The organism is Faecalispora sporosphaeroides DSM 1294 (assembly GCA_000383295.1).
Lineage (GTDB): Bacteria > Bacillota > Clostridia > Oscillospirales > Acutalibacteraceae > Faecalispora > Faecalispora sporosphaeroides.
The window spans coordinates 94,363-120,901 of the sequence record KB911068.1; the positions used below are offsets into that span (position 1 = coordinate 94,363).

At 48.5% G+C, this 26,539-nt stretch carries 33 protein-coding genes; 10 read left to right on the forward strand and 23 right to left on the reverse strand.

Going from position 1 to position 26,539, the window contains the following annotated elements:
* Window positions 1–10: 10 nt before the first annotated feature.
* Window positions 11–916 (reverse strand): conjugal transfer protein TrbL family protein, encoded by a 906-nt coding sequence (locus G340_RS0106630; protein WP_020072876.1) that lies wholly within the window; start codon window positions 914–916, stop codon window positions 11–13.
* 90 nt (window positions 917–1,006) lie between these two features.
* Window positions 1,007–1,441: a hypothetical protein gene (locus G340_RS0106635; protein WP_020072877.1), complete on the reverse strand. Its 435-nt coding sequence runs from the start codon at window positions 1,439–1,441 to the stop codon at window positions 1,007–1,009.
* Between the two features lie 163 nt (window positions 1,442–1,604).
* Between G340_RS0106635 and G340_RS0106640 the strand changes: the two genes are divergently transcribed.
* The 9 genes from G340_RS0106640 to G340_RS0106675 all read left to right on the forward strand — a co-directional run bounded on the left by G340_RS0106640 (window position 1,605) and on the right by G340_RS0106675 (window position 7,604).
* On the forward strand, window positions 1,605–1,919 hold the full coding sequence (locus G340_RS0106640) for an ArsR/SmtB family transcription factor (protein ID WP_018213992.1): 315 nt from the start codon (window positions 1,605–1,607) through the stop codon (window positions 1,917–1,919).
* Window positions 1,920–2,012: 93 nt separating this feature from the next.
* Window positions 2,013–3,026 carry a permease gene (locus G340_RS0106645; RefSeq protein WP_020072878.1) on the forward strand — a complete coding sequence of 338 codons (1,014 nt, stop codon included), beginning with the start codon at window positions 2,013–2,015 and terminating at the stop codon, window positions 3,024–3,026.
* 15 nt (window positions 3,027–3,041) lie between these two features.
* Window positions 3,042–3,815, forward strand: coding sequence for a DUF2703 domain-containing protein (locus G340_RS0106650; RefSeq protein WP_018213994.1), 774 nt, complete (start codon window positions 3,042–3,044; stop codon window positions 3,813–3,815).
* Between the two features lie 50 nt (window positions 3,816–3,865).
* Window positions 3,866–4,117 carry a hypothetical protein gene (locus tag G340_RS0106655; RefSeq protein ID WP_139104090.1) on the forward strand — a complete coding sequence of 84 codons (252 nt, stop codon included), beginning with the start codon at window positions 3,866–3,868 and terminating at the stop codon, window positions 4,115–4,117.
* A gap of 94 nt (window positions 4,118–4,211) precedes the next feature.
* On the forward strand, window positions 4,212–4,586 hold the full coding sequence (locus tag G340_RS0106660; protein ID WP_312576926.1) for a thioredoxin family protein: 375 nt from the start codon (window positions 4,212–4,214) through the stop codon (window positions 4,584–4,586).
* 4 nt (window positions 4,587–4,590) lie between these two features.
* Window positions 4,591–5,637: an ACR3 family arsenite efflux transporter gene (arsB, locus tag G340_RS0106665; protein WP_018213997.1), complete on the forward strand. Its 1,047-nt coding sequence runs from the start codon at window positions 4,591–4,593 to the stop codon at window positions 5,635–5,637.
* Window positions 5,634–6,041 (forward strand): arsenate reductase ArsC, encoded by a 408-nt coding sequence (locus tag G340_RS0106670; RefSeq protein ID WP_018213998.1) that lies wholly within the window; start codon window positions 5,634–5,636, stop codon window positions 6,039–6,041. The genes arsB and G340_RS0106670 overlap by 4 nt, the downstream gene beginning before the upstream one ends.
* Window positions 6,042–6,337: 296 nt before the next feature.
* Window positions 6,338–6,679, forward strand: a complete 342-nt coding sequence (locus G340_RS17465; protein ID WP_026184155.1) for a helix-turn-helix domain-containing protein — start codon at window positions 6,338–6,340, stop codon at window positions 6,677–6,679.
* Window positions 6,680–6,728: 49 nt separating this feature from the next.
* Window positions 6,729–7,604 carry a methionyl aminopeptidase gene (locus tag G340_RS0106675; RefSeq protein ID WP_020072879.1) on the forward strand — a complete coding sequence of 292 codons (876 nt, stop codon included), beginning with the start codon at window positions 6,729–6,731 and terminating at the stop codon, window positions 7,602–7,604.
* A 166-nt stretch (window positions 7,605–7,770) separates the two neighbouring features.
* Here G340_RS0106675 and G340_RS0106680 read toward each other — a convergent pair whose 3' ends face one another.
* Window positions 7,771–8,703, reverse strand: a complete 933-nt coding sequence (locus G340_RS0106680) for a helix-turn-helix transcriptional regulator (RefSeq protein WP_020072880.1) — start codon at window positions 8,701–8,703, stop codon at window positions 7,771–7,773.
* A 106-nt stretch (window positions 8,704–8,809) separates the two neighbouring features.
* Here G340_RS0106680 and G340_RS0106685 point away from each other — a divergent pair, with 106 nt between their 5' ends.
* The gene (locus G340_RS0106685; protein ID WP_020072881.1) at window positions 8,810–9,448 is read left to right on the forward strand and encodes a type 1 glutamine amidotransferase family protein; all 639 of its coding nucleotides are present in this window, start codon (window positions 8,810–8,812) and stop codon (window positions 9,446–9,448) included.
* 97 nt (window positions 9,449–9,545) lie between these two features.
* Here the strand turns inward: G340_RS0106685 and G340_RS0106690 are convergent, their stop codons facing one another.
* From G340_RS0106690 to G340_RS0106785, 20 genes are all read right to left on the reverse strand, one after another.
* Window positions 9,546–9,887 (reverse strand): DUF3852 domain-containing protein, encoded by a 342-nt coding sequence (locus G340_RS0106690; RefSeq protein ID WP_020072882.1) that lies wholly within the window; start codon window positions 9,885–9,887, stop codon window positions 9,546–9,548.
* A 74-nt stretch (window positions 9,888–9,961) separates the two neighbouring features.
* Window positions 9,962–11,647 carry a hypothetical protein gene (locus tag G340_RS0106695; protein WP_020072883.1) on the reverse strand — a complete coding sequence of 562 codons (1,686 nt, stop codon included), beginning with the start codon at window positions 11,645–11,647 and terminating at the stop codon, window positions 9,962–9,964.
* Window positions 11,648–11,715: 68 nt separating this feature from the next.
* On the reverse strand, window positions 11,716–12,276 hold the full coding sequence (locus tag G340_RS0106700; protein WP_020072884.1) for a DUF6550 family protein: 561 nt from the start codon (window positions 12,274–12,276) through the stop codon (window positions 11,716–11,718).
* 107 nt (window positions 12,277–12,383) lie between these two features.
* Window positions 12,384–12,929 (reverse strand): hypothetical protein, encoded by a 546-nt coding sequence (locus G340_RS0106705; protein ID WP_020072885.1) that lies wholly within the window; start codon window positions 12,927–12,929, stop codon window positions 12,384–12,386.
* A gap of 8 nt (window positions 12,930–12,937) precedes the next feature.
* The gene (locus G340_RS0106710; protein ID WP_020072886.1) at window positions 12,938–13,333 is read right to left on the reverse strand and encodes a DUF4320 family protein; all 396 of its coding nucleotides are present in this window, start codon (window positions 13,331–13,333) and stop codon (window positions 12,938–12,940) included.
* 15 nt (window positions 13,334–13,348) lie between these two features.
* Entirely contained in the window at window positions 13,349–14,221 is an 873-nt protein-coding gene (locus tag G340_RS0106715) for a hypothetical protein (RefSeq protein WP_020072887.1), read from the reverse strand.
* Between the two features lie 10 nt (window positions 14,222–14,231).
* The gene (locus tag G340_RS0106720; RefSeq protein WP_020072888.1) at window positions 14,232–15,161 is read right to left on the reverse strand and encodes a type II secretion system F family protein; all 930 of its coding nucleotides are present in this window, start codon (window positions 15,159–15,161) and stop codon (window positions 14,232–14,234) included.
* Entirely contained in the window at window positions 15,158–16,684 is a 1,527-nt protein-coding gene (locus G340_RS0106725; protein WP_020072889.1) for a type II/IV secretion system ATPase subunit, read from the reverse strand. Before G340_RS0106725 ends, G340_RS0106720 begins: the two co-directional genes overlap by 4 nt.
* The gene (locus G340_RS0106730) at window positions 16,678–17,493 is read right to left on the reverse strand and encodes a nucleotide-binding protein (RefSeq protein WP_020072890.1); all 816 of its coding nucleotides are present in this window, start codon (window positions 17,491–17,493) and stop codon (window positions 16,678–16,680) included. The genes G340_RS0106725 and G340_RS0106730 overlap by 7 nt, the downstream gene beginning before the upstream one ends.
* Complete coding sequence (gene cpaB / locus G340_RS0106735; RefSeq protein WP_020072891.1) at window positions 17,493–18,317, reverse strand: Flp pilus assembly protein CpaB; 825 nt, start codon at window positions 18,315–18,317, stop codon at window positions 17,493–17,495. Before cpaB ends, G340_RS0106730 begins: the two co-directional genes overlap by 1 nt.
* Window positions 18,318–18,347: 30 nt before the next feature.
* On the reverse strand, window positions 18,348–18,800 hold the full coding sequence (locus tag G340_RS0106740; RefSeq protein WP_020072892.1) for a prepilin peptidase: 453 nt from the start codon (window positions 18,798–18,800) through the stop codon (window positions 18,348–18,350).
* A complete protein-coding gene (locus tag G340_RS0106745; protein ID WP_432766947.1) occupies window positions 18,790–18,957 on the reverse strand; it encodes a DUF6133 family protein in 168 nt (55 codons plus the stop codon). Before G340_RS0106745 ends, G340_RS0106740 begins: the two co-directional genes overlap by 11 nt.
* 74 nt (window positions 18,958–19,031) lie before the next feature.
* Window positions 19,032–22,970 carry an S-layer homology domain-containing protein gene (locus G340_RS0106750; RefSeq protein ID WP_020072894.1) on the reverse strand — a complete coding sequence of 1,313 codons (3,939 nt, stop codon included), beginning with the start codon at window positions 22,968–22,970 and terminating at the stop codon, window positions 19,032–19,034.
* A 10-nt stretch (window positions 22,971–22,980) separates the two neighbouring features.
* Window positions 22,981–23,340: a SpoVG family protein gene (locus tag G340_RS0106755; RefSeq protein ID WP_020072895.1), complete on the reverse strand. Its 360-nt coding sequence runs from the start codon at window positions 23,338–23,340 to the stop codon at window positions 22,981–22,983.
* 33 nt (window positions 23,341–23,373) lie between these two features.
* A complete protein-coding gene (locus G340_RS0106760) occupies window positions 23,374–23,637 on the reverse strand; it encodes a DUF6133 family protein (RefSeq protein WP_020072896.1) in 264 nt (87 codons plus the stop codon).
* Between the two features lie 56 nt (window positions 23,638–23,693).
* The gene (locus tag G340_RS0106765) at window positions 23,694–24,245 is read right to left on the reverse strand and encodes a YodL domain-containing protein (protein ID WP_020072897.1); all 552 of its coding nucleotides are present in this window, start codon (window positions 24,243–24,245) and stop codon (window positions 23,694–23,696) included.
* Between the two features lie 41 nt (window positions 24,246–24,286).
* Entirely contained in the window at window positions 24,287–24,859 is a 573-nt protein-coding gene (locus tag G340_RS0106770; RefSeq protein ID WP_020072898.1) for a hypothetical protein, read from the reverse strand.
* A gap of 62 nt (window positions 24,860–24,921) precedes the next feature.
* Window positions 24,922–25,752, reverse strand: a complete 831-nt coding sequence (locus tag G340_RS0106775) for a DNA adenine methylase (RefSeq protein WP_020072899.1) — start codon at window positions 25,750–25,752, stop codon at window positions 24,922–24,924.
* 8 nt (window positions 25,753–25,760) lie between these two features.
* On the reverse strand, window positions 25,761–26,093 hold the full coding sequence (locus G340_RS0106780) for a hypothetical protein (RefSeq protein ID WP_020072900.1): 333 nt from the start codon (window positions 26,091–26,093) through the stop codon (window positions 25,761–25,763).
* A gap of 133 nt (window positions 26,094–26,226) precedes the next feature.
* Window positions 26,227–26,514, reverse strand: coding sequence for a hypothetical protein (locus G340_RS0106785; protein WP_020072901.1), 288 nt, complete (start codon window positions 26,512–26,514; stop codon window positions 26,227–26,229).
* Window positions 26,515–26,539: the final 25 nt, after the last annotated feature.

The following is a 26,539-nucleotide window of genomic DNA, read 5'->3' on the forward strand; positions in this document are numbered from 1 at the left end:
CTTTCTAAAGTTATTTCGGCGCTACCGCCTGTACCACGGTTCGAGTGGTATTCACAGCGGCCTGTGCGGTATAAACGGCAGACATCAGATTTGCCTTTGTGCTGGTATCCAGGCCAAAGGCTCCGGCAATTCTCGGCACTTCACCGGCGGACAACATCAGTCCAAGCCCCAGCAAGGCATGGGTTCTCAGAACCATAAGCCCCGCGGCAAGGATGGTCGCCTGCAAAAAGGTTGTCAGGCACAGACCGATAATCTGCTTGCACCATTGGATAAATCCGTCAATGTAACCACGGGGAACAGAGAACATATACAAGCTGCCCACAGCAATCTGGATCAGCAAGATACCTCCCCGTTTTAAGTTAGAAAAGAACACTTTAATCACGGCATATCCCATCATGATAATCATAAAGAGCATCATGATAGGGCTTGTAATAGCGGATATCCCTCCAAAGATACCGGAACCCATGGCGCCGCCGATGTCCGGCGAAGCGCGAAGCTCTGCAATAATGTTTCCGGCGAGGTCGCTGAAGCTGGTGCCATATCCGGTGATTCCCGCCGTGAGGCTGCTCTGGAGATTAACCGACAGCTTGAACAGCTCCACCGGCAGGATTGTAAAAAGAGACACCGCCATAAAACCTTTGAGGGCGTTTAAGGCGGTGTCCTTTATGCTGCCACGGCCGTGCTGGTATTCAATGCCGGTTTCAAATACCGAGACTACAAGTCCGGTTCCGTACAGCGCCCAAGCCAGATAAGAAAAAAACAATACGATGGACTGTACCCATTCCATGGAGAACAACTCCACACCCATGTTTCCCATTTGTGCAAAAAAGTCGGCAAGAAAGCCAACCACCTGTCCGTAGAGCCATTCAATGATTTGATCCATGACGGTTCCCAGAACAAAATCCCATATGAACATTTGAGGTTCACCTCCCTCAAGAAATATTAAAAACATACCGCAGTTTTACTTGCGGTATGTTCGTCCATCTTGCATTCTACAAAATCATTGTCACGCCATGGTTTGCGTCATACCATTGGACATATCCTGGGTAGGTTCCTGAAAAACCTCCAGGTAATTGCCTACAGCGTCAGCGAGCTTTTCAAAATCTGCGGGGGTTGGCTGATAGGCATACCATTCCAGCTTGCCTTGATACACCCATAAGTGCGGACTGACTCCTTCCTTAAAGTTCGGATTGTTTACTGGTTTTGTTCCCAGAATTTCCTGAAAACGAAGGAGGGTACTGTCTACTACACCTTCGTTCCGGTTGATAAGCGATACTTTGAGTGCTTCGTAATGATTGGCATGTCCTAAGGTGACAAATTCTGCACGGATGCGGAGACTATCACTGATTTTTCCGTAGCAAGTTCTTCCGACAAACCTTGTATCGGAAAAAATCGCATCATGGTCGAAGAGCTTTCGCAGTTCTTTTTCAAATGTAGTCATATACTGTTCCTCCTACATTCCGAGAATTGTCCAGAGTATCCTTGCATTAGGTCGGTGAACGGATTTTAATTTTCATAAACAGCGCTTCCTTTCATATTGACATTTTTTGATGTGAAGCATATACTATATCATATCAAGATAATTTGATGTGAGGTGATAAACGTTGGAGCTTACTCCGGAGAAGAACGCTAATGTATTTAAGGCATTTTGCGATGAAAAGCGGCTTGCCATTTTGGAACTGCTGCGCAGCGGTGAAAAATGCGCCTGCGTGCTCATTGATCAAATGGAAATCGGTCAGTCCTCCTTGTCCTATCACATGAAGATTTTATGTGAATCGGGTATTGTCGAAAGCAGACAGGAAGGCAAATGGACACATTATAAAATCAGTGAACAGGGCAGCCACGAGGCCATGCTCCTGTTAAAAGCAATTACCACCCCCAATGCAACCGCTGAAGATACTCGTTGTTGCAATCAATAACGGCCATCTGATGGAAGATGGCTTTTATTCGGCACAACATATCAAGTTTTTTTGATATGACTATTGAATTTAAGAAAGAGAGGCGCTTACCCTATGGAGATCCTTCAAAATACGTGGCTGTTCTTTCAAGACCAAGTGCTTGGAATGAAATGGCTCAACGCCCTAATCGGTAATCTGCTCTCGTTGTTCGGTCTTGATGTAACAGGACGAATTGGTGGCAGCGTTCAATTCTTTATCTATGATGTACTAAAAATCACCGTACTGCTCTGCGTGCTGATTTTCATCATCTCGTACATTCAAAGCTACTTCCCGCCGGAACGAAGCAAGAAAATTATGAGCCGCTTTCACGGCGTGTGGGCAAATATCATGGCAGCACTGCTTGGCACGGTAACGCCTTTTTGCTCTTGCTCCTCCATACCTCTGTTCATTGGATTTACCAGTGCCGGACTGCCCCTTGGCGTGACTTTTTCCTTTCTGATTTCCTCACCCATGGTAGACCTCGGGTCGCTCGTTCTGCTCATGAGCATCTTTGGCACAAAGGTCGCTATCGTCTATGTCGTTGTGGGCCTGGTTATCGCGGTCGTTGGCGGTACGCTGATTGAAAAACTTCACATGGAAAACTATGTGGAAGAATTCATTCGCTCGGCAAGCGGCGTAGATATTGAATCGCCTGACTTAACCCGCAAAGAGCGTGTCATTTACGCCAAGGATCAGGTGGTGTCAACCTTCAAAAAAGTTCTGCCGTACATTCTGGTTGGCGTGGGCATCGGAGCTATCATCCACAACTGGATTCCTGAAAGCTGGATTGAGATGGTGCTTGGCAGCAATAATCCTTTTGGGGTAGTGCTGGCAACTCTGCTTGGCGTTCCCATGTACGCTGACATTTTCGGCACGATTCCGGTGGCCGAAGCGCTGCTCTACAAAGGCGCGCAGCTTGGTACGGTTCTCTCCTTTATGATGGCAGTCACAACGCTTTCCCTGCCCTCCATCATCATGCTGCGCAAGGCGGTAAAGCCGAAGCTGTTGGGCACATTTATTGCCATCTGCACCATCGGCATTATCATTGTTGGCTATCTGTTTAATATTTTCCAGTATCTACTGGTTTAATGGGAGGGAAAGAGAATGGCTAAAAACTGGTATCCAGTCATCGATTATCTTGCTTGCACTGAATGCGGAACCTGCGTGGATTTTTGCTCCCACAGTGTTTATAACAAAGCAAAAGCCCCGTCCCCTGTGGTGATGCAACCCGGAAACTGCATTGACCGTTGCCACGGCTGCGGCAACAAGTGTCCGGCAGGCGCCATCTCCTATGTAGGCGACGATACTGGCTGGACACCGCCAAACGGCGAATGCAGTGCAAAAAAAAGCGTAGATTGCTGCCGCGGCGGGGCTTGTGAGGAGGATTCCTCCAAGGCTGTGCTTGTGGAATATCTCTATCTTGATCTCAATACCTGTGACCGCTGTATCGGCGCCGATGCGGTACTGGAAGAAGTTTTGGGCAGTATCGCGCCCGCTCTGGAGGCTGCCGGATATACCATGCGGCTTCAAAAGGTACAGATCGCCACAAAAGAACTGGCGGAGCACTACCGATTCCTTGCGTCGCCCACCATTCGTGTAAATGGGCAGGATATCTGCGGACCTGTTGCGGAAAACACCTGCGGCTGCTGTGGTGAAATCAGCGGAACCGATGTGACCTGTCGTACCTTTGCATACAAAGGTCAAGCCTATGAAGTACCGCCCAAAGCCATGCTGGCCGAAGGAATTCTAAGAGCTGTGCTCGGCATGGTGCAGCCCGTTTGTGACTGCGGCGAGTATTCACTTCCAGAAAATCTCAAAAACTTCTTTGAGGGAAAAGCTGTGAAGACCGGTTGCTGCCCTGAAGGTACTTGCGGATGAGTAAACAAAGGATATAAAAACAGTTATTCCACTTTTGATTTTCGCCGTCATTGCCGAGATTGACCTTTACGGTTTTGGGTATCCTTGCGGCCACGGCGGGCAGCCTTGTATGGAGTGTTTTGCTACTGCTGCTCTATTTCATTGGGCACGGCATTCTCGCCGTGATTGCGGAGCCTTCCATGGGCTTTGCCCAAAAGCTCTCCCAAAGCGAGAAGTATGGAAAAGCCAGCGCTATTTTGAAAATCGTCATGGGCGCGGTGATCCTGCTCATCGGTTTCTATTTGTTATATTCAGGTTTCTAATCATGAATTTAAGGAGGTTTTTATTATGGCATTGTTTGGTTTTGGTAAAAAGAAAAATGCAGAGGAAGAATTGGTGCAGTGTGGTTGCGGGGAAATGTGCAAGCCCTCCGAAATTGCCGCAAAGAAAGCTGACGAAGAAGCAAAAGCAAAAAACTCCGGTTGCTGCTGTGGCGGTGACTGCAATACAGAAACGATTGCGGAAGCCGAAAAAGCAAAAGTGAGCGGTTCATCCGTCAAGGTGCTTGGCTCGGGCTGTGCAAAGTGCAATCAACTGGAAGCGGCTACCTTGGAAGCGCTCAAAGAGCTTGGCATGGATGCCACCATTGACCATGTGACAGACTTTACACAGATCGCTGCTTACGGTGTGATGACAACTCCTGCATTGGTTGTGGACGGCAAGGTCGTTTCCTTTGGAAAGGTTTTAAAAAAGGACGAGGTCGTTAAAATCCTGCAAAAAGTACGGGGGTAAATTTATGGCAAAGGAAAAATCACAAAGCATTGGCTTCTTTCAAAAATACCTGACCGTGTGGGTTGCTCTCTGTATGACGGCAGGTGTTTTAATTGGTAAACTTTTACCTGCCGTTCCTGCATTTTTAGGCCGTTTTGAGTATGCCAGAGTTTCTATTCCGGTCGCCATCCTCATTTGGGTGATGATTTATCCCATGATGATGAAGGTGAATTTCCAGAGCGTCAAAAATGTGGGGAAAAACCCAAAGGGGTTATTCGTCACATGGGTGACAAACTGGCTCATCAAGCCGTTCACCATGTACGGTATCGCCGCGCTATTTTTCTATGTGGTTTTTAAGGGCTTGATTGCCCCTGACCTCGCCAAGGAGTATCTGGCGGGTGCAGTACTCTTGGGTGCGGCACCCTGCACAGCGATGGTGTTCGTCTGGAGCACGCTCACCAAAGGAAACCCTGCCTACACCGTAGTACAGGTAGCAACCAACGATTTGATTATTCTGGTTGCCTTTGTGCCGATTGTGAAATTCCTACTGGGCGTTTCCAACGTGTCCGTGCCATGGGACACGCTGATTTTATCGGTCATTTTATTTGTAGTCATTCCGCTTGCGGGCGGTATTCTGACCCGTGTGCTGGTGACAAATCGCAAGGGCACAGAGTATTTTGAAAACACCTTTGTCCATAAATTTGATAATGCCACCAGCATTGGTCTGCTGCTCACTTTGGTATTGCTGTTTTCCTTCCAAGGTGATGTGATTTTGAATAATCCGCTGCACATTCTACTCATTGCTGTGCCGCTTGTTTTGCAAACTTTCCTTATTTTCTTCATCGCTTATTTTGCTTGCAAATGGCTGAAGCTGCCCCATGATATTGCCGCCCCTGCGGGGATGATTGGCGCGTCCAACTTCTTTGAACTGTCGGTCGCTGTGGCGATTGCATTGTTTGGTACTACTTCACCGGCGGCTCTTGCCACCGTAGTTGGCGTGCTGACCGAGGTGCCGGTGATGCTGTTGCTTGTAAAAATCGCCAACAAAACGAAAGGATGGTTTCCAGTATGAGCAAACCTAAAGTAGCATTTATCTGCGTACACAACTCCTGCCGCAGCCAAATTGCCGAAGCACTGGGCAAGTACCTTGCGTCTGATGTCTTTGAAAGCTATTCTGCCGGAACGGAAGTAAAGCCGCAAATCAATCAGGATGCTGTGCGGCTGATGAAGCAGATTTATGGCATCGACATGGAGCGAACTCAGCGCAGTAAGCTGCTGGAGGAGATTCCCCCAGTGGATATCGTGGTGACCATGGGCTGCAATGTGCAGTGTCCTTTTTTGCCCTGTATGCACAGGGAGGATTGGGGGTTAGATGACCCAACCGGCAAAAGCGATGTGGACTTTGAACGTACTATAAAAGCAATCCGCTCTAAAATTGAGAATTTGAGAGAGCGAATCGCTGACAACAAACTATAAAGAACGAGGCTGGCGTTTGTCAGCCTCGTTTTCCTATTCTCCGTTACATCCCCAGTATCGTCCAGTCAATACTTGCATAAGGACAGTGGAAATTTGCGGCAACATATGGTACGATAACTTTTAACAAGTATTTGAATTGCTAATTATTTATAATCTGTACAGTAATTAAAGGCATCCGTAAACTCCTGCTGCAGCCAAATTACGGAGATTATCGGCAAGCACTTTATCTCATATGTGCAACTTATATCAGGTAATTGTCTGTGAGAATTGATATACTGGAGAAAGGAGTGAAGCAAATGTCTGTTCAAACAATAGAAACAATGGCAAAGTGGGTAGAAAATAACATAACAGAAAGCCCAAGCCTGCAAGATATGTCATCATATGTTGGTTATTCACCGTATTACTGCTCTACAAAGTTTCGGGAGCACATGGGTATGACATATAAACAATTTCTTGCCCAATGTAAATTAAAAGCTGCTGCTAATGATCTTTGCATAACCAATGACAGAATAACCGATATTGCTTTTCGATATGGGTACTCGTCATCTGAAGCGTTTGCAAGAGCTTTTTCACAAGCGTTTCAATGCTCGCCACGCCAATATCGGAAAACTTCCGGTGTTTCTCTTAGCTCACCTTAGTCTATAGGGCGTATTGCTCCCTCCGAATTTGTAAATGCGAGGAGATAAAATGTCTGACAAGTTTGGAAGAAATGATCTCTGCTGGTGTGGCAGCGGTCGAAAATATAAGAAATGTCATGGCCCTATTGATGAGCAAATTGTAATCTACCGCTTAAAGGGATATGAAGTGCCTTATCGAAAATTGCTTAAAACAAAACAACAGATTGAAGGTATTCGGGAAAGCAGCAAACGAAACATCGCTTTACTGGATTTCATTGCAAATTATGCGGTTGATGGAATCACCACGGAAGAGCTTGACCGGCTTATCTTCGAAAAAACCAAGGAACTGGGAGGCGTTCCAGCAACACTCAATTTTGACGGATACCCTAAGAGCGTGTGTATCTCAATTAATGATGTTGTATGTCATGGTATCCCCTCTGATCGTATATTCCTGCGAAACGGCGATATTGTAAATATTGATGTGTCTACAATTTATAACGGATTTTTTTCAGATTCTTCACGCATGTTTTGCATTGGTGCTGTTTCCGCTGAGAAACAAAAACTGGTTGATGTTGCGAAAGAGTGTGTGGAGCTGGGCATTGAACAGGTAAAACCGTGGGGATTTCTTGGTGATGTTGGGCAAGCTGTTCAAGACCATGCAAGGGAAAATGGATATTCTGTCGTTCGAGAAATCGGAGGCCACGGTATTGGTCTACAATTTCATGAAGATCCTTGGGTCGGTTATGTGACAAAGCAAGGAACAGGAATGCTCTTAGTCCCAGGACTTGTTTTTACTGTAGAGCCTATGATAAATATGGGAAAATCCAATATAGTAACAGATAAATGCGATAATTGGACTATTCGCACTGCTGATGGGAAGCCTTCTGCGCAATGGGAAAAACAGGTGTTAGTAACCGAAACTGGTTATGAGGTGTTGGCATATTAATGAACAGTTAGGAATAACCAGAATTTCTTATTATGAGCATAATGAGAACCTAAATGAGCAGACCCAGCTCCTTGCAGAACTGGACCTACTCATTATTACTACATGCCAAGAATAGTCCAGTCAATGCTTGCATAAAGATGGCGAGTGGATTTCGACTTAACATATTTTATTTTTCATATAAGACAGCCATATCGTTTATTCTACGCTTTATTTCTGCACGGATGTGCAACGGCTCTAAGCACTCGCATTTATTTCCCAAACTAAGAAGAATATCAAAATGATAATCGTTCTCTATAAAAGGAAATTCCACAATATAATGCTCATCGCCATCGGGAGTCAATTCTTCATAAGCACAATAATCAAGAATCCTATCTATCACAGCTTTATGAATACGGATTTTAATTTTTGTTTGCATTGTTTCTAAAGTATCCGCAAATTCTAAAATCGGCCTCTGATAATCTCGTGGTATAAAAGTTTCCACTTGCATTTCAAGATTTGATATGCGAGATAGTTTAAATAAGCGATAATCACTCCTCTTATGGCAGTAGCCTTGGAAGTACCAATGGCTATTTTTGAGTACAAGCTGATACGGCTCAACTATTCGTGCAGTCTTATTTCCGTGGTGAGCTGAGTATTGGAACGAAACCAATTTACTTTCCTGTAATGCTGTTTTGATTGTTTCCAAATACGGCCCTATATTTCTGTTACCTATCCACGGGCTTAAATCTATATGGATTTGGTTTGCTTTTAATTCTATCTCTTTCGCTTTATCGGCTGGAATAAAGCTCTTGACTTTTGCAAGGGCATTTACCAATTCATCACCTCGTACTGTGCTTGAAAGGCTGGAAAGCCCCATTAAGAGAGCAGAAAGATCAGCAGTGGAAAAAACCTTTTTATCAAGCTTATAGTTCCGCATAATTTCAAAACCGCCACCCACTCCCGATATGGAGCAGACAGGAATACCTGCCATATTGATTGTCTCTATATCACGGTAAATTGTGCGAGGTGAAACTTCAAACATATCCGCCAATTCCTGTGCACCTATCCGTTCTTTATCGAGAAGTATCATAATCATACTTACAAGTCTGTCTATTTTCATTGAACCAATATTCTCCCTTTTAATTGTTGCCATACTATTGTCAACAATTATATGATACACTAAAAAAACAAACAAAACAATATTACAAAACAAGCGGAGGAAAGTTATGATTACAATATATATTTATATTCTTGATACTTTAGCCGACTGGGAATTGGGATATGTAACTTCGGAGCTGAATTCTGGTCGCTTTTTCAAAAAGGATGCACAGCGTATATCCCTTAAAACGGTAAGCTGCTCTAAGGAGCCAATCCGTACAATGGGCGGACTGACTATTGTCCCAGATTGCTTGATTGACGATATGGTTGTGAACGAAACAAGTGTATTGCTATTGCCGGGTGCAAATACTTGGAGCGACCCAAAGCATGGAACTATTATCAAAAAAGTAAGTGAATTCCTTTCTGTAGGTGCCTTGGTGGGTGCAATCTGCGGAGCCACTGCTGCGCTTGCCAATGTTGGACTTTTGGATAAGCGTCCACACACCAGTAATGGAGAAGGTTTTCTTGAAATGGTTTCTCCCTGCTATAAAGGCCAGAGTTTTTATATGGATGATTCTTCTGTAGCCGATAACAACCTCATTACCGCCGGTTCTACCGGAGGCTTATTGTGGGCAAAGCAAATCATTGAGCATTTAGGTGTATTTCAATCAGATACACTGGAGGCTTGGTATAACTATTTCAGTAACGGTAAGCCTGAACATTTCTTTGCCCTGATGCAGACTTTGCCATCTAACAATGAAAATTGATACACATTTGTCTTAAACAGAATAGTTATTATATCCGTATGAAATTGGAGACAGCCTTGCTTGATAGAGCAAGGCTGTCCTCGTTATATTTTCACCGTCACATCCCAAGTATAGTCCAGATATATAGCGGAGCCGTCAGCGTGAACACAAGGCAGGCGAACAGAATAGCCGGTGCGGCCCATTCGAACTGACCATGCTTCCGATAATCAAAATACGCCATCCCCAATTTGGCAAAGAAGAACACTGCCAAAATGAGGTCAATGGCGGGAAACACCACGTTGTTGACAACCGTCTTGATCTGACCGGAGGCGTCCCGCCAAGTACCCTCAATAGCCCCTGCCACATCCCCGGTCGGAGCGGCGTATGCTGTCGTACTAAACGCAAAGGCTACCATGAGGGCAAAAGTCAAAACAAGAGCTGTTTTCTTGTATTTCTTCATAAAGACCACCTTTCCAAAGTTAAGAAAAGACCGCAGAAATACTTCTGCAGCCTTGCTCTTTTTCTGATATTTTATTAAGGATTGAGGGGGGCGACATGCCAGTCGCTCCACAAATTCCCGCGAATTGTAAGGGAGTCAGTGAGGTTGGCGGACAGCATCCCATCCGGCGTCCACCCATCAATGAGCCAAGTGTTAACGGTATAGGCTCCATCAGGCATCCAAATCGGGCTGAAATGAGTGCGATTTTTGTAAGTGGAATAAGGATTACGTTGAAATTCAAACCGCCCCGAACCCATACGTTCTAAAAGCCGCCAGTAGGTTTCATAACCAAACTCCGGGAAGTAGCTGACCGCATTCTGCGGCTGAGTAACTGCTGAGCTTTGGTTGGAGCTGACACTTCCGATAACTGTCTGATTGATGCCGTATCCTGATTTCATTGTCCTTCCGCTGGCAGTAGGGTTACGGTTGTCACACTTGATGCTCATGGCAGCGGTCAGGCTGGCGCTGTAGCGATCCAGGTCAAATTCCCACCATCCGTGATCGCACCAATATCCATCTTCATCATCCCCATGCCATACCCAGTACTCTTGCCACCACGGCCGCCAAACACTCCAATTTGCCGTGCTTTTTATCGCTCTGTTCGGAACAGCGGCGATACGGTAGCTGTCGTTGCGGTCATCGGCTACGGGATTAGGCGGAGAATTTTTGTCAAGATCAACGATTTTTACATTGAGGGTGGTTTTGGCGGTGCTTCCGGGACCGGATACCGTCACATGGATTGTCAATGTCTGCTCAGTATCCGGGGTTTTCCATTTTACCCACGCAAGCTGACTGTCTCCTTCAGGATAATAAACATTACCCACGTTGTAGGTTCGCCCACCGATATTAAAGCTGACACGGGTGGGCCTGTCGGGGTCGGATTGACCGCCGCTGACTCTGATTGCCGTAATGACATCCGTATTCACACGGTACTCATAATCGTAGGCGTCAATCTGAGGTTCCTCCGGCCTTTCTGTAAAACGGACAATGCCAAGCCCAAGGCTGGACTTGATGTCCGCATTAGAAGCGGCGCTTGTCCTGCTTCCTCCCCATGCGGGATAACCGAGATCACTTACTTCAAGAAACATGGCGAGGGGCAAATTCTTATGAGTAAGGGACACCATACGCCGCCTTAAAAGGCCGCTTGTCTGCTCATCGTAGAGCGCAGCTTCGGTAGCGGTGGTGGCAATCATAACACCTTCAAATTTGTAGTAGGCGATGGGTTCCAAAAGAATTTTATACTCTCCGCCGATGAGGATGTCATAATCCATGCCTGTGTGATTGGCAATCATCTGTACGATGTATTCTGAACAAAAGTATTTCTTGATTGCTTCAATATTGTTGCTACCATTGGTGCTGATAATTTGCGGCATAGCCTGTGGCGGATTAATATATTGGTATTTACTTGTCATGGCCGTCAAAGCACTCCCTGCATTATATTGCAGCTTGCTTGTCTTTCCAAAATGCACTTTAATATTATTGGGGGATTTGTTTGTTAAATCGATAGGAGTTGTCACAACAGTATGATCACTTGCTCGAACCACAGTAATGCGAACGCCTTCGTTACCGGGGCTCCATGTGTTTGTGCTGGTTCCGCTGCCCATCCCGCCTCCGCCGCCGTCAATGTTTCCACTGCCGCCTGTATCTGCAAAAGCATTTATGGGAAAAAGCATGGACAGTGTCAGCAGTAGTATGAATGTGATTCTAATTACTTTTTTCATCCTGTCCTCCTGTTTTTCAAAAATTGAGGCACGGTAACTTTCAACCGTGCCTTTTAGATCTCTGCTATTCAGTCCATTGTACCAACTTGCTTATTGATATCGCCATCGCTTTTACCAACGGTACCCTGTCCACCACCGCCTTGATCATTAATCCATCCAAAACCCGGCACGTAGATTTTACCGTCCTTGGTATCGCCGCCATGCGGCTGGCCGTCGCTTTTTGGAGTAGTCTTGGGCTTTTCCACTTTATCATGGTCGACAGGCTTATCCTGTTCCGTAACTTCATCGCCGTTGGGCTTCTGTTCAGGATTTTTGAGCTGTTCCTCGGTATATTCCGGCTTGGATACATCACCCTGGATAGTCTGCTCGGTACCACTGGAAACCGCACCATTGTCGGTGCTTGTCGGCTGGGTGGTGTCAGAAGGGGCTATGGTGACATCTTTTTCTTTCTCTGTATTTTGCGGAACCTTCGGGTCTACTGTCACATTGCTCACATCGGAGCTTTGAGGTGGGTGCGGATTGTCCACCGGTTTTGGACTTTTGAACTGCTGCCCAATCAGTACCACCAATACTGCACAGATGGCGAGACAACCGATGACAGTCAGCCATTTCTTCATTTTATTATTCATAAGAGTGTCCTCCTATTTGTAAAATTTTGAGATTTACCTTGTTAAGTCACACCCTACCACGAACTTTTCAAAAAGTCTATCCTTACAAAATAGACTTTCACAAAAAATTAAAATCTCGGCGTATACCCGGCACTGGTCTTGACTTTGATACGCATAGGCGGCAGCAGTTTTCCTCCAAAGGATACCGGAACCTCCAGCATGATGGTGCTGTCAGCTTTAAAGCGGGCAGAGACTTGGTCACTTGATGCGAAAGGAGCATTTCGAATATCCACATCCAGATTCCATATTTTAAATTCCAGCTTTCCGTCAGAAGTGCGTTTTTCATGATAGCCACCACTGTAGGAAAGACCGAGGATACCGTCCAGCCTGTTATATATATCGCCGTAATCGAGACTTTCTTCAAAATCCTCCGCAATGGGCTGGTAGGCTCCGCTGTAGCCTTCCCGCACACCGTGGTACACATCGTCATAGTTGTCGTTGACGGTGGAGATGACGGCAGCCTGTAATGCATCCCGCACACCCTGTGCAACAATCATAAGCCGGAAATATTCCGAAATGCCGGTAAAGACAATCAAGAGCGACAGGGTTATGGCAATGATGAGCGGAAAGCCTGAGCCGTTTTTATCTTTAAAGATACGCTTGGTTTTTTCCATCTCATCACCTACTTCCAATAGACTTCCGATTTTCCTGCGGCATCAGCCCTGAGCGTTATCGGGAAGGAGCCGAATCCTCCGAACAGTCCGATATTAGTCTGATAGGTGACCGTTACCGTGACTTCCTCGTTGAGCTGAATCCTTCCGGTTTTCGACCATGCCACTGTAGGGCTCAGACCGGTCTTTTCCCGTAGATACTGTTCACGGCGTTCGGTTTCACTGCCGACCTGGCCGGAAATTTCCGCTTCTCGAATGAGCTCTGCGGCAAAGGTGTCAATCTGCTGCTTTTGGATGTAGACAGGAAACACATTCACGGCAAGGGCGATGACCAGCATAGCACATAAAACCAGCACCGCTACATCGATATATCCCTCGCCATTCTTACTTTTCAGGATTTTCAGCACGTGGTCACCTCCAACTTAAAACATTCCGCCGAGGGATGTGATGATTTCATAGACAATAATCGCCATGTAGGTCATGATGAAGCACATGAGCATGGCAAAAGTGAACACACGGATTTTCGGCGGAATTTTCATAGCCTGTGATTTCAGACGTTGGAGCTCCAACTGCTTCATATCGTGCGAAAGCATCTGAAAGTACATCACTCCATCATCCCCGCGCAGTACACCGATCAGCCCCCTTGTAATATCCGAGAGCATTGCCGAATTAAACCTTGCTTCAAAGCGAGTCAGAGCCGCTTCATAGCTGGAGGAACGCATGTCTGCCGTAAGAATATCAAGCTCTGCCGCAAAGTCCTCGCCTGCATTTCTTTTGAAATTTTCCAATATGGACAGCACATCCCGGCTGGCTTTCAGTTCCTGGGTGATGGTTGCAACAAAGCGTGGCAGTTCCTGCTCGATTTTACCTCGCTTGGCCGCCAGAGCTTCATCTGCCTTACGGACTTCCTTGAAGTAGACCAGTATGGCAGTAAAAAGCACAATGGGGGCCAGCAGCGGCAGGACGATAAGGCATGGAATGATGCAAAGCGCAATACTCATCGCCTTGACAATTGCCATTGCCATAAACAGTTCTGGTGAGTCGAAAAATCCTGCTGCCGACAGGACATTTGCCATTCGGCTTTTTTTATATTCATCCATACGGATGTAGTGGCATAGCCGGATAGCTGCATTGCGCAGCAGCATATCGATGGTTTTGGGCTTCTCCTTAGTCTGCTTTCCTGACGACAGAATCGCCTTTTGGGTGGCGAGAGTGGGCAGCCGCAGCAGATCGGCGGCAATGAAAAAGAGCCCCGCCGACAGGAGGACTCCAAATAGAAAGAGATAGATTGTCATAGGCGTCCTCCTATCTTCGATATTCGATGGGCTGGGTCAGCTTAATGACAAAGGCTGTGGAAACAAACATCACGGCGGCACAGATGGTCAGGATAATCTGCCCCAATGGTGTGTGCATCAGCGTGTGATACCAGTCCTGATTCAAAAAATGGAGGAGCGGTATATTGCCGATGACAAGAACCTGCATGACGATGAATTCCTTTCGGGGCTCAAAGACCATGTTTTCCAGCTCAGCGTTGACCACACGCATATCGCTGAGCTTGCTGACGATGGGAGTCAGGGTGGTTTTGAGACTGCGGTCATGCTGACATGCAATGAGGGCATCGCACCACTCGGCATATACAGTGTTGTCAATCCGGCTTTTCAGATCATGGAGAGCCGCCGTTATATCCGGGTCTATTAACTTAATACGGGATACAAATTCCTTGAATACGGACAGCACAGGCGGGTTCAGGTATGGGAGATTTTCCTCCACCGCCGTCAGAATATCCTCGTTTCTAAGGTAGGCCGTGGTGATGATGCTAAGTGCCGTTTCAAGCTCCGCCGCAATGTCCTTTTTGAAGTGGCCGGCAGTGAGCTTTACCCACCAGAAGGGCAGGAACATACAGCCTATCGCCATTACAGGAATAAGAAAAAAGTTTGAGAGCATGATGGCGATGGATGCGCCCACGGCAAAAAATAACAGGGACAGGACGCAGAGCATGGGAAAGCGTTCCGTCCTTCCGGTTACTCTAAGAATCGATTGCACTTCGTCTATTTCACGGCGCAGATAAGACTTCTTTTTTCTGCGGGTGAACTCGTCCAACTCATCACGGAGGGATTTGGGTCTGCCGGTGAGCTTTGTGAATACGGCGGAAGTAAATTCCATTGGCGTAAGACCGAACAGAATAAAAAAGCCTGCAATCATTCCGATGCAAGCAATTAAAAGTATTGTTGTCATGCACTTCGCACCTCCTTTTTTCGAAGACTTTCAATGAGTGCCTGAGGCATACCGTTCTCCAGCAGTCGTTTGGCAAGGCTGTCTGAGATGGTGTTCACCTGTTCGTGATGTCCCTCGATGATAAATTTGCCGTTCTCAATACGGTTTTCAGTGATCACATACTGAAAGAGCGGGCGGTAGTGTCTTGTGCCGTCCGGCAGAATTTCGCATTCCTGAATCTCCATCATGCGCCGCTGCTTGTTTTCAAGTTGTTTGCAGAACACCACAATCGGATAGGCCTCCGTGACATAGTCCATGAGGGTCTGGTCGGACATATCCACGGCACGTTTGCACAAAGACACCATGCGGCGGTAAGTGGCTTCGCAGGAATTAGAGTGGATGGTGGTCAATACCGCTACGCCGGTCCGGGCAGCTTCCTGCGCAGCATTCGCCTCTGCACCGCGCATTTCTCCTACCACGATGATATCCGGATTAAAGCGGAGCGCATAGTCTAAAAGATCGGTCTGATCAATACGCTGACGGTCATTGTCGCTGTCGCGGGTCAGGGTATGGATAACCGAGTTGACCACCTTACCGTCTTTTTCCCGTACCAGTGCAAGCTCACGGGAGCCGTTTTCAATGGTATAGATTCTCTTGTTGTCCGGGACAGTGGTCAGCACCCAGCCAGCCACAGTGGTTTTGCCGGAGCTGGTGGCGCCTGCCACACAGATTGATATGCCATAGCGGATACAGAGAGATAAAAAATCCAGCATGGAATCTGTTGCCGTGCCGCTTTTGACAAAGTCCTCTTTCTTCATGCTCTGAGGGTTTACGATACGGATGGAGGCTGCTACGCCAACATCCTCGTCCACAATGGGACTTTTGAGTACGGCTATGCGGATATTCTTACTCAAATGTCCCAGCACGATGGGGCTGGCGTTGTCTAAGACCATCCCGCTGATGTGAAGCATCCTTCGGATGACATTGACAGCGTGCTGGGGGCTTTCAAAACGTTCCTCCAGCTTGACGGTTCGTCCGTCCGAATACTGTACCTCAATATCCCGCCATGAGTTGATGTCGATTTCCTCAATGCCTGTGCCAAAGATATATTTAGTTAGAAACCCAAACTCCGCCATTTCGGTGTAGAGGGCATCTGTAAGCTTTTTTCCGCTTAAGCCGTTTACCGAGATGCGGTGATCCTGTACATACTTGGCGATATAGCGTTTAAGCTGTGCTTTGGCATCCTCGCCGCCCGCTGTGATGAGAGTGCTGTAGTTTTCGGAAATATATTCCTGCACATCGGCAAGTACTGATGAAAAGCTCTTTCCCTCGGCTTCAGGGGTAAAGAACAGCGTATGCGCACGGTTCGCGCCTGCAAAATCTACCGGGCGTCTGACCGTGGGTTCCTGCTCTGAGATGCTGTTTAAAGCCGCAGGTTTTGTCAAAGGGGCTATGGATAAATGGGTTTCGACCGTTTTTTTCTGTTCGGCCTGCGGCTTATTCTTCTTGGAAAATGCCTGAGCATTTCTCTTTTTCCCTAACATCCGAACACCTCCCTTGCAATTTTTTCAATTTCTCTGCGGAATTGACGGCTGTCCTTCAGGGACAGATCGGCAAGCAGATTGCCTGCAAGATACTGTTCCTCCAATTCCTGCGAATGGGTCAGGGTAAAGGCCACCGATCCCAGCGCCTGTCCGATCTGCTCGCCGACCTGCTGGGGTTTTACATTGCTTGCAACCTTATATTGCTTATCCGCATCCCATTTGGAATCCCGAAGCAGAGGAAGCTGACTGGAGAGATAGCTCACCGATTTTAGGTCGGCATTGGCAAGTCGCAAAACGTTGTCGGCTTCCATGAGCGCCACGGCGGAGAGGATGTCGTTGGCAATATAGCTGCCGCAATCCACCACCACAAATGGCGCAATTTTCCGCAGACCATCCATCAGTTCAAGTACCTGTACCTGCTCATAAGGCGGGTAGGTGTATTCGTTCTCACCCTTTTTCATGCCGAGGATGGTGAGATGTCTGTGCTTTTTTAGCGTCACCAGATTATGCTTGATGAGAGCATCCGTCACATGAGCCGCTGCAAGGACGCTGCCCAGTGAATGCTCGCATTCCAGCGCCGAGGGCGGACAGATGCAGGGCAGCATGGGTGCGGTCATGTCACACAGCAGAAGCACCACGTTTTTCTTCCGGTCGGCAAGATACTTCGCCAGCTTGACCGCCACGGTCGTCTTGCCGCTGCCGGGTGAGCCCCAAACGGCAAGAATGCCGCTCTGAGGTTCCATCTCCTGCGTGATATCTTCCTCGGCAGATTGTCGTGTGAAGATGCTCTTTTTCTTGAAGTTCAGCATCACTGCACCTCGCTTTCTGCAGGCGCTTCGGATACGGGGTTTTCTTCCGTTCCCTCGGCATGAGAGTCAGAAGGGCTGTCTTTTGTCTGTTCTGCAGGATAGAGGGCGGCGATCACTTTGTCCTGTGCTTCTAAAAATTTGGTGGTGTTGGCATGGGAGCCCCGGTAAACAAGGGACAGGTGGAGCTTGCCGTCAGACTCCAGCTCTGCCAGTATCTTGCTTTGTTCGGGAGAGACAAGCAGGGTCACCGTGGAGGGCAGTTCCCGTTCATCATCCCCTGCAGGAGCTTCCCCGGTATTAGCGTCATAGCCGGAGGATGCGGTTACGCTGATCACTTCAACATATTTCAACTCGGCAGGGATAACGGTGGCACCCTGCTTTTTATAGTCAGGTGCTATGACCGACACGATATCGCCGCTCTGAAGCTTTCCGGAAAGGCCGTTTGCAAAGCTCTTGATGGTCACCGACATGGCTTGTTTGGTGCCGTCCAGATTGTACAGATAGGCGTTCTCAGCGGCGGGAGTGTCGGACAATTTGGTATTCAGAATATAGTCACCAACGGAAAGGTCGGCTTTAGCGTACTTGCCAATAACTGTTTCGCTCTGGCGTATGACATTTTCGGGAAGTCCGAAGCCGCCCACTTCCACGGTTTGAATCATGTCTTTGGTGATTTCATCACCTGCTTTAATTTCCTTTTTTACACGGACAATCTCTGTTTTCTGGCTGATGGATTTATTGAATAGCGGTGTCACTCCGAAACAGATGAGAAGGGATAAAAGAATGCAGATTACGCCGACAACCGTGCGGTTTTTAAATAGGCTCATAAATTTTCCTCCTATCGGTAAGGATTTTTTTCATAGGATGGTTCCTCCAATATTCATAATGGCTGCAGCAAGAAAGCCGAGGGATAAAAACGGTGCCATAGGCAGGGTTAACTGTGACGCTCTCTGCGGATCCAGTTTTTTGAGCTTTCTGATAGCCTGATTTAAGATGTAAAAAATGAGGGAGGCGGTCAGACCGAGTATCAGTCCGACCACGCATCCCCAAAAGCCGATGGCAAGGCCAGCGGCGGCAGTGAACTTTATATCCCCGCCTCCAATACTGTCAGGCTTACATAAAGCAGCGGTCAAAAACGGAAGCGCCGCAAGGATTCCCAAAAAATTGACGGGACTGAAATCAATCAGCCCCGTCAATGCAATCAAGATACAGGTACTGTCCGGGATGATCCGTTTGCGGATATCCCACACAGAAGCTGCTATAAGCAGGAAAGAAAAAAGCACCGTTTGAAGGGTGTTGTTAACCTCCATAGTTGAACATTTCCTTGATGCGCTGGGTCAATGTCGGGAGCACTGTTTCTCCGAACAGTGCGTAAAGCCCTGCCAGCAGCAGGGCGCCAATGACAACCGCCAGCAGAATTTTGATGGCCGTGTCAATATAGCCCTCCCCGCAATTGCTTGAAAGCATGCCATGAGTTTTAGAGATGGCTGTGGCAGTCTTGCTTTTCAGCTTGCAAAACAGATATTTCATGGATTTTCCTCCTATTCAAAGTGGTAGGTCACCGAGTAGGTGATGTTGGATTTGTTATACATACAATTATGGTTGGTGTAGTAATAAAATTCGAGCTTGCTGTATACGCCTGCGCCCAGCGTCCTCTTGAAAGTAATGCCATTTGAGGTGGTACCATAGTCAAGCTGATCCCACTGGCTGGTCAGCTTGTTGTAACCGCGCACTCTGCCAAAGTCAGAGCCACTGTGACCGCTGACCGGAGGTACGGTAAAGGTATACTCCGTGATGGTTGCGCCTTCAAGTCCGTTTTCGAGAATAACCGAATCGGGTCCGGTGAGCGTCATACCGCCGCTGCCGTTGGAGTCCGCCACAAAGAACACGATGGCAGACCAGGAAGATTCAGCACCCGCAGAATCCACCGCCTTGACACGAACCACATTTCTTCCCAGCGGGTAGGTTTGTGTTTCTGCGTTTCGGCCCTCCCAAACGAGAGTGACAGGATCGCCGTCGGGGTCGGAGCTGGTCGCTTTGATGGTGACTGGCGTTCCCGGCGGTACGCTATTGCCGCTTGGCGTTCTGGTAATGACCGGCGCAGTCGGCGCAGAGTTTGCGATGGTAAAGGTTTTGGATACCCATTGCGAATATAGCCCGGTTGCATCCTTGGCACGGACACGGATGGTGTGAGTACCAACGGCATAGTAGTTGTCAGCCGCCTTATTTTCCCATTCCAGCGTGGTTGCATCGCCGTCTGCATCGGACGCTGCGGCGCTGATATCGACAAGGAACTTGCCGTTATTCGCTGTTCGGGTGGGAGCTGCGGTCAGTGTGACAACAGGTGCAGAGCTGGTGATGGTAAATGTCTTTTCTGCCCAGGGGGAATAAGCTCCGACAATGTCTTTTGCACGGACACGCACGGTGTGAGTACCTGCGGCGTAATAATTGTCCGCCGCCTTGTTTTCCCATTCCAGCGTGGTTGGGTCGCCATCCGCATCAGAGGCTGCAGCGCTGATATTGACAAGGAATTTGCCGTCCTTGACCGTGCGGGTTGGTTCAACTGTCAGGGTAACAGTGGGAGCGGAATTGGTCACGGTGAAGGTTTTCTCCGTCCACGGGGAATAAGCTCCGGCGATATCTTTGGCTCTGACACGGATGGTATGGGTACCCGGCGCATAGTAGCTGTCAGCCGCAGTACCCTCATACTCCAATGTCACCGAATCGCCATCGGGATCGTCGGCACTGGCGGTAATGTCTACAAGGAACTTGCCGTCCTTGGCGGTACGAGAGGGAATTGCCGTTACCACAGGGGCATTCGGCGCAGTATTGGTTACCGCGATGCTCTCCGAATGAGTGGTTACACGCCCTTTGCTGTCTATGACAGAAGCGGTCAGGATAAAGTCGCCGGTGTCACGGATGGCGATCCTGCCGCCGTCATTGTCCAGCGTTCCCTGATACTGTGCCGCATTGCCGTCCTTTTGCAGCGTCCAAACTACGGTATAGCTGCCGATATGCTGAACATCTTTTGCGACAACATCAAACTCCGCACCGTAGTGAACGGTCTGCGGCATGGTGAATGTATACTGCACCACCGGCAGGATGCGTATACTTTCGCTGTGGGAGTAACTGCGTTTCAGATAATCGGTCATCATGGTGGTTAGAACATATTCGCCATCGCTTCGGAAAGTAATTTTTCCTCCCTGCGGGGTGAGACTTCCGCTGAATGCCTCTGAGAGCGGAATATTTTTGCCGTCCTTGCTGACGGACCACTCTACCGGCAGAACATTGTTGTTGCCGTGGGTTCTGATGTCAAGGTCGGTATCGGTGTAGGCAAAGGCGGGAAGCTCAAAGTCAATGGTCAGAACGGGAAGCACCTCGCACCTGTCCTTGCTTTCATACAAAAATACCCGTCCTGTTTCATCGGTAACTCTCGCCACCAGCTCATAGATACCGGCTCTTTTAAATCGGATTGTGCCGCCGTTGTTTGTGAGCTTACCGCTGACATAGGTCGACCAGTCCTGAAAACCGAAGGTATTGTCCACCAGCCATTCGATGGTAAGGCCGTCCAGATTGGCGGTTTCAGTTTTGACTACGACATCGGTATCGGTATGAGCGTACTTTGACAGGCTGTAGCTTACGGCCGGCACAGGATAAACCTTGAATCTCTGTTCATAGCGGTAGGTTCTGCCGCCATCATCGGTGAATTCCGCTTTCAGGACATAGCTGCCCTTGGAGTGAAACTTCAGCTTGCCGCCACTGTTGCCCAGCGTGCCCTCCGCCGCGTCGGTGAGGGATACCTCCTTGCTGTCATGCAGCAGCGACCACTTGGCGGTATGGCTTCCGATCTCCCCGAACACCGCTTCCACCGTAACGGTTTTATCGGTATGGAAGATTTCAGGCAGATAAAATCCCGCTGATCCCACCGGATAGACGGTGATATCCGCTGTATCGGCAAACACTCTGCCTGTAGCGTCTGTGACAGAAGCGGTCAGCACATACACGCCTTTTTCCTTAAAGCGGATGCTGCCATCGGATGGATTGCCTTCGATAAATGTGCCGATGTCGGCAGGTTCACCGTTTCTGGTCAGGGTATAGGTTAAAGCGAGACCATCCGTTTCTTTTGTTTCTGTCTGTAGAGTGATGGTTTTATCCGTATGGGAAACCGCCGGCAGGGTAAGCTTTACCTCCGCCACAGGGTAGATGGCGATGTTGCTTTGTGCAGTAACGGTTTTGCCCAGCTCGTCTGTAATGGAGGCGGTCAGCGTATATCTGCCTTTTTCCTTAAACAAAACCGTACCGCCAGCAGAGTTTAACTCACCAGAGAGAGCTTTTTCCAGATCCGCGGCAGCTCCATCTTTTTGAAGGGACCACACTACCGAATTAGCGCCGAGGTTTTCAGTAGCAAGTTCCACCGAAACGGCCGTGTCGGTGTGGGCGGTTTCAGGCAATGAAAAAGCAGCCTTTACCACCGGATAGATGCTGATTGTCTGCTCATGGATTACCGTAATGCCCCGGCTGTTTTTTGCTGTGGCAATCAGGGTAATGCTGCCTGCTTTCGTAAATTTGACTTTGCCGCCGTTTGCGTCCAACGTACCCTCTGCCAGCTCGGAAAGCTCTGCAGGGAGCCCGTTTTTAAGAGCCGACCATGTCACGCCGCTTACATAGCGGCTTTCCGGCTTGATCTCAATTTCCTCGGCAGTATAAGCGGTTTTGGGCAGCGTAAAGCTGAACTGCGGGGCAGGAACATAGGAAGATCCGCCGCTACTGTCGGAGTTTGAGTACTTATCCTTCGGTTTGGTGTTTGCTGGCGGCTTCGCTGTTTCCTCTTTATTGATCTGCTCCTTTGCCTTATCAGCGTCCACCAGCATTTCAAAGGCTTCTCCGCGGGTGGCATTGCTGTTCGGTTTAACCGTTCCGTCCGGATAGCCGTCTACAATACCATATTTTTTACCGGCGCAGATACAGGCTTTGTCTGCGTCACCAAGTTCGCTGTCATCTGAAAAGCCGGTTGCGCAGGAGCAGGATGCGTCATGGTCGCCTTTGCCGATGGCTCTCACCAGCATACGGATCATCTCTATGCGGGTGATGGGCTCGTCTGGCAGAAACTTTGTGCCGAAATCATCCTTTTGGATGATTCCCGCAATAATGAGTGCTTCCACATGCTTCTCTGACCAGTGGCCGGCAATATCGGTAAAATGAATGGTAATTTGGCTTTCATTCGGTTCCGGCAATTCCATGGTTCTTGCGATCAAGGCTGCAAACTCGCCTCTGGTGATGATGGCATCAGGGTGTACCAAGCCATCGGGATAACCGCTGATGACGCCTTTATCTGTAAGAATTTGAATAGCTTCCTCCGCCCAATGGCCTTTGGCATCCTCAAAATATCGGTTTACCGCATAGGCGCTGCCCGCAAGCAGGGAAACCACCAAGCAAACCACAAGAAGAATGCCGAGAGGCTTTTTCATTTTCTCGTTCATTGGCTACCTCCTACATCCCGCCCATGACAGGCTGACTTTGCTCCTGCTGGAGTTCGGAAGATTCCTGTTTCTGTGCGGCGGCCTGTCCTTGAGTGAGCGTCTGCTGGTAAGCCCCGATAACCGCCTTGTCAAATTCCGCTTTGGACTCCTTGGTACAAGGAAAGCAGATATCCTTGTACTCGCCGTTTCCGGCCTTGTAGCTGGGCATGGAAATGAACAGCCCCTTGGAGCCCTCCATAATCTTGATGCCCCGAACGGCGAAAACACCGTAAATATTGACCGAGGCGGTGGCCTTGCAGCTTCCAGCCGGACGGATGGAATGAATTTTCACATCGTACTTTGGAACGGGCGATGTTGTATTCTTAGGCATGTTTATTCCTCCTTCTCAAAATTTCCGGTATTTCTAACCGGCGTAGTTGAACATTTCCTTAATGCGCTGGGTCAGGGTCGGGAGCACCGTTTCCCCGAACAGGGCATAGAGCCCCGCAAGGAGCAGGGCGCCAATGACAACCGCCAGCAAGATTTTGATGGCTGTGTCAATATAACCTTCTCCGGCATTACCTGAGAGAAGGTTCCTGCCACGGAAAGCGAGATTGGCTGCGGCATCCTTTGCCGCTGTAATCTTGTGTGAAGCTGTACTTTTCATTTTTTTGATAACCTGAAACATGTAGTTTTCCTCTGTTCTATTGTTTCTTTGGTCGAGAAAAGGCAGCCCCAGGCTGCCTACATACTCATTTCCATAGCTTGGGTCTGCTCTGAGCCCCCGAAGCTGATTTTCTGGAATCCAAAACGGTCGCAGTAGTGATATTCGCTGCCTTGGGCGTCATACAGCTCCACCACATCAGACATGGAAAGAGAGTGTCCCGAAAAGCCTGCCGGGTGATTTGCATTGCACCTTGTGTAGATGGCTTCGAGGTCGTTGGTGTCGAGCTGACCGTCATAGACGATGTTGTAATTTTCGAGAGATGGCTCTCCAAATCGCCGCACCATTTCTTCATAGGGTATAAATTTCATGTGCACGTCCACGTCCGGCTTTAACTGCCAGATGCGAACATTTTTCAGCAGTACGCCTTCCATGCCATCCGCACGTTCGCCAGCAAGAAGCCGCTCCATCACGCCATCTGTCCACTTCGGCGTTAAGGAGCGGCTTTGGAGCCAGATGGTCAGCTCATCATTTTGAAAAATGCTGTCCACAATGGCTTTTTCTTTATCAGTATAACCGGCCGGGTTTCCATAGTAGGAAATGAGGCCGTTTTTCAGGGTAATCCCTAACATCTTCCCACCTCCCAGATAATGTCTTAAAGAATGAGGGCAGGTTATTTGCCATAGATGATGCTTTCCTGCATGATCAATTCATCCAATGCTGCAAGGCAGATACCGTTTTGCGCCAGCACCGAAAGAATGCAGGCCGGTACATCGCGAATATCTTGCTGGATATCTGCCTTTACGACTGTAAATTCGCCGCTGTCCTCATCGGTATAGCCTTCTAACCGGGTACCCTTGGGGATACCCGCTTCCTCCAGCAGATAGTCTGGAATGCGGATGTCCTGGTTTTCGTCCAGCAGATCACGGCAAAGGGAGCAGTCTGCTACCCATTCAGCGGGGTTGTGATTGCAGCCGCCTTTTTCACTTGCTTCCGGATTTTCATCCTCGCAGTTGTTGCAGAGACCGCAAGCTCCGGCAAGGTGAACCGTCATATCGCTTGCCAGCTCGCTGAGTGCGGCAATAACGCGAATAAGCTCCAGCGCCGTCATTTCACCCTTGTGGATGACGCATACGCATTCGGCGGCTGTCACCACAAGGGTTTCCGCATCGGCAAAGCTGCAACGCTGCTGAACATCTATGGGGATTTGCAGGGTCTGCTCATTTTTCTTCTGATTGTTTTTCATGGGGTCTGTCCTCCTTTAAATATTTGCCCCGATAGGGACGGTGTTCCTTTTTGGTTTTTCGGTCAGAGCTCAATCCCGCCGTTGTCAAATAAATTGAGTTGCGCCGGGGCCTCCCTCGTCCGTTCCCCCATATCGTAATTGGCAATGAGGATTTCGGGGAACTGCGCCCCATTGTCATACCGCTGCTTGATGTTATTGATGCGGGTATAGGAATCAATTTGGATACCCGGCGCATCATACAAATTGCGGATAAAATCGCAGTCATTGTAGGACAGCAGGAATTTGCCCTCAATTCGCAGCAGAGCATCCCGCAGGCGGATGTGATCTTTTTCTGTAAAGCCGTCCTCACCCACGTTTTTGTAGTAGCCCTCGGTTTCAAAGTACGGCGGGTCACAGTAGAAAAAGCTGACGGGGCGGTCGTATTGCCCAATCAACTTCTCGAAATCCTTGTTTTCGATCACCACTTTGGCAAGCCGTCTGTGAGCCTGTTCAATCAGTGGAAAATTGGACCACATATCATGGGGCTGACTGCCATAGCTGGTAAGTCCCGATGCGTAGCTGTAGCGGATAAGCTGGTAAAACCAGGCTGCCTTCTGTACATCGGAAGCAGGACTGTCACGGGCGAGGGTATTTTTAACAAGGTCAAAGTCTGCGCGGGCATTGAGGACATAACGCAGTGCGTCTATAAGTTCCTCCGGCTTTTCCCGCACACAGCGGTACAGGTTGACCAGCAGTCCGTTGAAATCGTTATACACCTCAAAGTCGTTACCGGGCGGCTTGTGAAACAGTATCCAGCCGCCTCCGCCGAACACTTCAATGTATCTTTCGTAGTAGAGGGGAAACAGTGTGACGATCAGCTCACGCAGGGATTTCTTGCCGCCGATCCATGACATAAAGCTGTTCAGAAATCATCACCTCCCTCCAGCGGCAGGCGTATCTGCGTATCGTCAAATGCCGTGAGGGAATGCCTGAGCCCTCCGATGGCGGCTCTGATTCCGCTGACGCGGCTTCTCATATGACGGATGGTCAGCCGGACTTCCGCTTCGGTTCTTGCGTAAAAATATCCGCTTTGATCGCTGGCGATAGGGATGCCTTCGCGACGCAGGCTGTTGACAATATCGCGCAGTTCCTTACCGGAAACACAAAAGGTGTGTTCCAGTTCTTTGCTGGTGACGGCATTTTCCGCACCGTGATGATAGCGGTGCAGATATTCCGCAAGCTGTTTTTTCAACATGTTTACCTCCTTTCCGACCGCTTCCCCGGAAAGAAAGGCAGGACAAATAATAAAAAACAGGGCCGCCTCCTGTTTGGGGAAACGGCCCTGTTTTGATTTTGAATCTAAAAAAGCACAGGCATCATTGCCTGCGCTACTTGATTACGCCAAGCTCTCTCAAAACCGCCACACAGTCTTTAGCGCCTTGGATGTACAGATGTCGGCTGTATTCACCGAGCAAAAGCTGCATAGCTTCAAAATATGAGTCCACTATCTGTTTCAATTCGTTATCGTATTTCGGATGATCCTTTACCAGCACCGATGCATCCCGCTGCTGTTTGACAGCCTCCCTGACAGCAGGGTTGGATTCTGCCAATTCCGCAAACGCTGCGTCAAGACGTTCGTCCAATGCAGTTTGTAAGGACTCTTTCCATAACTCCATTCTGTCCACCTCCTTCAATTACAAC